General features: G+C 65.1%; 4 protein-coding genes. 2 read left to right on the forward strand and 2 right to left on the reverse strand.

What is annotated here, in order from left to right; all coding sequences use genetic code 11:
• Positions 1-15: 15 nt before the first annotated feature.
• Positions 16-1,731 (reverse strand): DNA repair protein RecN, encoded by a 1,716-nt coding sequence (gene recN, locus RR842_RS10215; RefSeq protein WP_332514077.1) that lies wholly within the window; start codon positions 1,729-1,731, stop codon positions 16-18.
• A 772-nt stretch (positions 1,732-2,503) separates the two neighbouring features.
• Complete coding sequence (locus RR842_RS10220) at positions 2,504-4,504, reverse strand: hypothetical protein (protein ID WP_332729672.1); 2,001 nt, start codon at positions 4,502-4,504, stop codon at positions 2,504-2,506.
• A 157-nt stretch (positions 4,505-4,661) separates the two neighbouring features.
• Between RR842_RS10220 and RR842_RS10225 the strand changes: the two genes are divergently transcribed.
• Together RR842_RS10225 and RR842_RS10230 are read left to right on the forward strand one after the other, a co-directional pair.
• On the forward strand, positions 4,662-6,191 hold the full coding sequence (locus tag RR842_RS10225) for a VWA-like domain-containing protein (protein WP_332729673.1): 1,530 nt from the start codon (positions 4,662-4,664) through the stop codon (positions 6,189-6,191).
• A 13-nt stretch (positions 6,192-6,204) separates the two neighbouring features.
• Positions 6,205-7,730: MoxR family ATPase (locus RR842_RS10230; RefSeq protein WP_332522278.1), on the forward strand; the 1,526-nt coding region annotated here is incomplete at its 3' end.

Raw genomic sequence — 7,730 nt, forward strand, 5'->3', positions numbered from 1 at the left:
ACGCTGTCTTATCTGCTAGAGCCCCTGCACCTGCTCGAGCATCTCGCGGGCGTGGGCAAGCGACGTTTCGGTAGCGTCTCCGGAAAGCATGCGGGCTATCTCGGGCGGCCGCTCGTCATCGGCGAGCCGGCGCAAGTCAGTCTCGGGCATGCCACCCTCGCCCTCAGCCTTGCGCACCGCATAGTGAGCCTCGCCGCGCACCGCCACCTGGGCCAGGTGCGTCACCACGATAACTTGGTGCGTGCGCGCAAGATCGACAAGCACGTCGGCCAGCGCCACGGCAGTCGAGCCGCCCACACCGGCATCGACCTCGTCGAACACAAGCGTATCGACCTCGTCGGTACCGCCCAGCACCACCTTGATAGCCAGCATCACGCGGCTGACCTCGCCACCCGACGCAATGCGGGCAAGCGGGCGCGCCTGCATGCCCGCACCCGGACGAAACAGAAACTCCACCGTCGAGGGGCCCGACTTCGTCCAAGCGGCACGATCGAGCGGAGCCAGATCGCACACCAGCTCGGCACCGCCCATCTCCAAGCGTCCCATCTGCACTGTCACCGCACTTGAGAAGCGAGGTGCCGCCTTAGTGCGGACGGCGTCGAGGGTCTGGGCGGCTGTGGCAAGCTCCGACTCGGCCGCATCGAGGGCCGCCTGCGCAGCGCGTTCGCGCTCGGCAGCATCGTCAACGAGCGACACCAGGTCGGCTGCCTTGGCGCGGGCAGCAAGCACATCTTCGATGCGCGGGCCGTAGGTGCGCAGCAAGCCCTGAAGCGCCGCCATGCGCTCCTGCTGCCACGCCAGCGTCTCAGGATCGAACTCCACGCCGTCGCGGTAGTCGCGCGCCTCGCGGGCAATGTCTTCCAGGACGTAGCCCGTCTCGCGCAGCGCATCGGCGTACTCGCCCAGCTTGGCGTCGTAGCAAGAAGCACCGTCCAATACGGATATGGCGCTGTTCAGCGCATCGAGGGAGCCGTCCTCTCCCGCAAGCGCCTCATGCGCCGCATTCGCCGCCACCGCCAGGGCCTCGGCATGCTCCACGCGGGCCAAATCGGCTGAAAGCTCGTCGTATTCCCCCTCGCGCGGATCGACCGCATCGATGCGCTGCAGCACGAACCGCGCCTCGTTGAGCTTCGCAGACGATGCGGCGCCTGCATCGCGCACTCGGGCAAGCTCGGCCGCGGCAGCCGTTGCCTGCGCAAATACCTGCTCGTAGGTGGCGCGCGCAGCAGCAACGTCCTCCCCCGCCCAAGCATCCAGCATGCACACATGCGCCGACGGCTTCATGAGCCGCTGGTGCTCGTGCTGCCCGCAGAGGTCGATGGTCGGCGCCACCAAGCGGGCCAGCTCCCCAACGCTCACCATGCGCCCGTCAACAGACGCGCGCGAGCGCCCGTCGGCCGTCACCCGCCGCGAAACCACGATCTCGGCATCGGGACCGGGCACGGGCGAAGCGACAGAACCGCCCCCCGCACCGCCCGCTTCCCCGTCCGGGACCGCAACTTCAACCTCCGGCACCGCCATGCCGAAGAGACGACCCGACACCTCGAGCGCATCCTCGCCGTCGCGCACAGCCTCTTTGTCGGCACGAGCACCCATGAGCAGCCTCAATGCCGAGAGCAGTGCCGTCTTGCCCGCCCCTGTCTCGCCGGTGAGCACCGTCAGGCCGCGCGCGGGCAGCAGCGCCGCCCGGCGAATCAGCGCTAGGTTCTCAACCTGAATCTCATCGATCATCGCGCACCTCTCCTGTCGCCCTTGTGGCGCTATCGTTCCACCGAAGTATACCAAGACGCGCCGCCGATGCGCCGTCTTCGATCAATCATCTTGCACAGCGCACAGACCCGACAGGAATCCAGCAGACTTCTGGCAAAAAGCTAGCACAGCTGCTGCGGGCACTTGGCAAAAAACTTGCAAAACCCGGCAAAAACCCATCGAGAATCTAACACTTTATAGGTATTGAACTGGGAAAATAGTACTTCATACCAAACAAGCAAGATGCTACAATAACCCCGTCGGCGATGCTCGTTTGAACCTGGGCGGCGCTTCCGAAAGGAGGTGTTTGCCATGGACGTCTTATTCGCGTGTGCAGCGTTTTGCACGATAGGATCGTTCGTCATAGACATACTTTGTCTTGTGATAGGGAGAGTGTCCGTTAAGCGTAAAAAGGGCCGGTAGTTCACAGCTACCGGCCCCAGCTACCGCGTCGCCCGTTCCGCACCTTGGAACTACGGGCATCGCTGACATTGCCAGTGTAGCACGGATGAGCCTGCTGCGTAAGAGGCCTCCCAACCCCTCGGCACACGGCAACCCCTCGACATAACCTATCGACAAGGGACCCACCCCTCCACGGGCCACGGTACCCACCCTCGCCTCAGGCTCCGCCGCATCACCGAGCATCCTGCGCGAGATGAAGGATGCCGGTACAAAAGCAGGCATCGCACAGAAGCTTTCTGCGGAGTAGGTATTCCGGGGGGCTTTGCCGCAAGCTTGCGCAACGCGGCTTCGCCTACAGGGCGAACCGATCTCGCGCAGCAGGAACCTCCGCTTGGCCGGCAGCTTCGGACGCGCGTTGCTTCTGGCGTCGGTCCATGAGGTAGATCACGCAATCGGTACGATTGCGGGCACGTAGCAGCTCGATCTGGCGGTCGAACGTGCGCTCGTCGATGAAGCCGGCTTCGGAAAGCGCCGCCACCATCGCACGATCGCCGTCGCGGGCAATGCGCTCCTGGGCTTCCCGCTCGTGGCTGCGCAAGTAGGCCACCAGCACTTCGCGCACCCGACTGGACAGCCGGTAGGGAACGGCCAGGCGATGCAAGACGGCACCCAGTTTGTCAGGCAGGTTCTTACCCGAGCAAAGCAGCTCGTCGTAGCGGGAAAAATCGAACGGCATGCCGTCCTCGGTAGCCTCGTCGCGAAAGCAGCTAAGCAGCTGGTCGGCCGACACGTGCACGATCGAGCCCGTGCGCTCCAATCGGCACACCGCGTACTCGAAGCTGCCCTCCCCGACAACGCGCACGCTGGCAGGAACCGAGACAGGCGCCTCGAGCATGCGCGAGCAGAAGCAGTGGGCCCCGATGCGCTGCAGACCCTCGGACAACACGAGGCGCCTCGTTCCCCGGCAGAAGTTGTCGCGCTCGATGGTGCGCACGCAGACGGGCACGACGAGCGTAGCGGGTGCGTAGGGCAGCGCGCGCACGCCGATGCGGACGAGCGGGTGCCCTTCAACCTCATGCGGCAGCGCCAGCGTCTCTGGCGAGGCGACCGTCTCTTCTCGACGGGATAGCGACACCCCCGCCTCCAGCCCCCGCAAGGCAGCAGCCCGCAAGGCAGCCTCCTGCGCAAAGCGCCGTGACACCGAGGCGGGCGGGGGCGGTCCAGCAACCAGCACAGCACCCTCATCGTCGAAGTCGTACCAGCAGCCATCCTGCTCCACCGCGCCCGCGCCCGCCAGGCGCACCCCGCGCGCCGCCAGAGGCCGCCGCGCGGGAGTATCGTCCGGGCACCGCCACACCGCATCGTCCCATGCTTTCGCATCGACACGCACCAGCGAAGAAGAGCAGTTCACCACCGAAGGCGGCTCGCAGCCCAGGGCAAATGCCGCGTCGGTCACACACTCAATGCCGGCGGGCAAGTCAACCCGCTCCCCGTAAGGGGAGGCAAGGAACAACAGGCGCCTGCCTCCGTCGTCGAACAGACTGCCCTCGCGAGCCTCGTAGAGCCCGTTGCCCGGCTCCACCGAGAACGCGCGGTGCGCCAAACGAGGTGACACCCCAGCCACATCGCACGGCTGCTTGCCCAGCGTGCGCACGTTGCGCCCCAGGTGGATGCGTTGTGCGGAAAGCAGCGAGAACGCATCTTCCGCAATACTGGTGACCGTATCGGGAACCACCAGCAGCCGCACCCCTACACCCTGCACCAGTCGCCGCGCAAAGGCTTCGGCCGCAATACGCACCACAGGGATGCCGTCTACGAAAGCGGGCAGCGCCACGACCAGCCCGTCGGCGCTCCCGCATGCCTGGGAGAGCAGACGCAGGTCGAACAAAGTGAGGGCGTAGCCGTCGGGGTCCTGGCGCACTCCTAGGGCGTCGCGCAGGTGCACAGCGCCGCGAACCGGCACATCATGCTCGGATACATCACCTCGCTTTTGCACTGCTTGGCGAATAAGCTTCTCGCGGGCCTCATCCGTAATACCCATGCCGAGCGAGCCCACTACCAGCAGATCGCCGTCGGTACCGAACGGCAGGCCTGCCTCATCGGCCACGCCACGCTCGTCGGCGGCGGCGCCTTCGAGCGCATCCTTGGCAGCGGTTGCGACAGATCCGCCCCGTGACGCCCAAGCATCGAAGGCGGGCAACTGCGGCGACCACACTTCGCCCTCGACCGCCTGGGCCGCACGGATCACGCGGGCCTCGCTTGCCTCCATCCGTGGCCCATTTTTGATCACATGCTCAATGATGTTTTCGACAGGAGTGTCGTCACAACGAAATACCAGCGCATTAGCCTCCATAGGTTTTGTGCCTCCTGTCAAAACATATCATCAAGCACCTGGTTAACCCTTTTCCCTCATGCTACACTGCCCGTAACGGCAAAGGCAAGCACCGGGGCGAAAACGAACGCCTTCCCCACCTCCGCGCACCGGTAGCGCACCCTTCAAAGGAGCTGATATGGCCGACGAAGCCGTCGAGCCGCTTGCCCGGCAAGCCCTCGACCTTGCGAAAAACACGCTGCTCGTGAACCTGCGCTTCATGAACGCCGCATTCGCGCGTCTTCGTCCCCTGCCCGCACCCGGCACCGCGCTCGCCTGCGACGGCACCTTCTTGCGCTACGACCCCCTAACCCTTGCACGCTCCTACGCAACCGATGCCGCGTCCGTTGCGCGCGCCTACCTGCACGTCGTGCTACACAACGTGTTTCTGCACCTCTACCCGAGCGAGCGCGTCGATGAGCTTCGCTGGGATGCCGCCTGTGACCTCGTGGCAGAGCACGTCATAGCCGAGCTTGACCTTACGGTAACCCGCACGGCCCGCGACGGGGCGCAGCGACCGGCACTCGCGCTCCTCGATGCCGCGCTTCCCCTCGTCACCGCCGAGACCGTCTACCGCTACCTGCGCGAGGAGATGCCCGACGATGCGGAAGTCGCCCGGCTGCGCGAGCCGTTCTACGTGGATGACCATGCGCCCTGGCACCGCATGGCCGCGATCGCAGCCGAACAGGCGCGCACCGGGGAATCGGCACGGCGCCCGGAAGAGCCGCACGCGCAGGCGCCCGCACCCGCCGTCGGCCCCGGCAACGACGGCACCGATATCGACCTGCCGCCCGAAGCCGACGGCGCGCAGCGCAGCCACGCCTCGAAGCGCGGCATGGCGCCCGACGACATCGCGCAGAAACAGGCGCCGAAAAACGCCGCGCCAACCGCAGGCAAGCGCTTCGCCGATACCGTGAACCTAGACCGCTCGCGCGAGCAGTGGAAGAACGCCGCCCTAGAAACCGGCATCCAACTGGACTCCTACGTGCAGCTTTGGGGCACGAAGGGCGCGAACCTGGCCATGAACCTGAAGGCCGTCACCCGCGAGAAGCAGGACTACCGCGCGTTCCTGCGCAAGTTCGCCCGCATCGGCGAGCACATCCGCGTGAATGACGACGAGTTCGACTACGTGTACTACTGTTACGGCCTTGCGCGCTACGGCAACCTGCCGCTCATCGAGCCGCTCGAATACGCCGAGGAGAAACGCGTCCGCGACTTCGTCATAGCCATCGACACCTCGGCTTCCACGAAAGACGGCCTCGTGCGCCGCTTCATCGAGAAAACCTACGCCGTACTGGCCGATGAAACCAGTTTCTTCGCCGACATGAACGTGCTCATCGTGCAGTGCGATGCCGCCGTCACCCACGTGGCGCGCATAGCCAACCTGGGCGATTTGGACGACTACATGGAAAACGTCGAGATCGTCGGCTTGGGCGGCACCGACTTCCGCCCTGTGTTCGCCTTCGTGGACGACGCGCTGGACCGGGGCGACCTGCGCAACCTGGGAGGCCTCGTCTACTTCACCGACGGATTCGGCACCTATCCTGCCCGCAAGCCCGACTACGACACGGCGTTCGTCTTCGTGGACGATGCCTCGGCCGCCGCGGCCGCCGTGCCCACGTGGGCCATGAAAATCGCCCTCGGCGAAACCATCACGCTGGAAGACTGAAAGGAAGCTCGCTGTGAACATACGCGAAGCGAAAGACCAGATCAAAAATGCCATACGCGCCTATTTTTCGAAGGACGCGTTCGGGAACTACCGCCTGCCCACCTCGCGCCAGCGCCCGGTGTTCTTGCTGGGAGCACCCGGCATCGGCAAGACGGCCATCATGGAGCAGATCGCCCAGGAGCTCGAAGTGGGCTTCGTGTCGTACTCGATGACGCACCACACCCGGCAAAGCGCGCTCGGACTGCCCTTCATCGCCAAGAAAACCTACGACGGAGTGGAATACGACGTGTCGGAGTACACCATGAGCGAGATCATCGCTGCCGTGTACGACGCGATGGAGGCCACGGGGCACCGCGAGGGCATCTTGTTCTTGGACGAGATCAACTGCGTGTCGGAAACGCTCACACCCGCCATGCTGCAATTCTTGCAGTACAAGATGTTCGGGCGACATCGCGTGCCCGACGGGTGGATCGTGGTCACCGCAGGCAACCCGCCCGAGTACAACCGCACCGCACATGACTTCGACATGGCCACCTGGGACCGCCTGAAGCGCATCGACGTGGAACCCGACTTCGGCGCTTGGCGCGACTACGCCGTGTTGACCGGCGCGCACCCGGCCGTGCTCACCTACCTGGATATCGAGCGCGCGCATTTCTACAGCTTGGAAACCACCGTGGACGGCAAGTCGTTCGTCACCGCACGCGGCTGGGACGACCTCTCGTCCATGATCAAACTCTACGAGGAGCAGGAGCTGGCAGTGGACGAACTGCTGGTGGGCCAGTACGTGCAGGACGCGCAGATCGCAAAGCGGTTCAGCGTGTACTACGACCTGTTCTCGAAGTACCGCTCCGACTACCAGATCGACCGCATCCTCGCAGGCTCGGCCGACGAGAGCGTGCTGGAGCGGGCGCGTGGGGCCGCCTTCGACGAACGCGTGGCGCTCATGGGGCTGATCGTCGATGCGCTGGGCGGGCGCCTGCGTGAAGCCGTGCTCGAAGAGCGCGCCGTCGCGTTCGCGCACGGGCGCCTGGCGGTCATGCGCGATATGCTTTCTGCGAATGAGGCAGCCAGCGCGGACGATATCGATGCCGCCAACGCCCTGCCGCTGCTGCGCGCAGAGGCTTCCAACATCCAGCACCGCTTGGAAACGGAACGCAAGGCCAGCCTGCTGACAGACGAGAAGTACGTGGCCTACGAGCGCATGCTAGCGCTGCTCGATGCGGCCTTGCGCGCGGACGTTTCGGGCGACGTGCCCTTCGCCCGCGTCAAAGCATTGTTTGCGGAAACCGTCGAATCGCTTGACGCGCACACCGACGCTGCGGGCGCAGCCTTGGACAACGCCTTCCGCTTTACCGAGGAAGCCTTCGGCGAGGGCCAGGAGATGCTGCTGTTGGTGGGAGACCTGTCGGCCAACCGCTACGGCATGGCCTTCATCAACGACCACGGCTGCGAGCGCTATTTCGTCCACAACGAACGCCTGCTGTTCCAAGAACGCAGCGACGATCTGGCCGACCGTATCAACCGCCTCGATCGGGGAGA

Origin of the sequence: Gordonibacter sp. (assembly GCF_036667095.1) — a bacterium.
Classification (GTDB): Bacteria; Actinomycetota; Coriobacteriia; order Coriobacteriales; family Eggerthellaceae; genus Gordonibacter.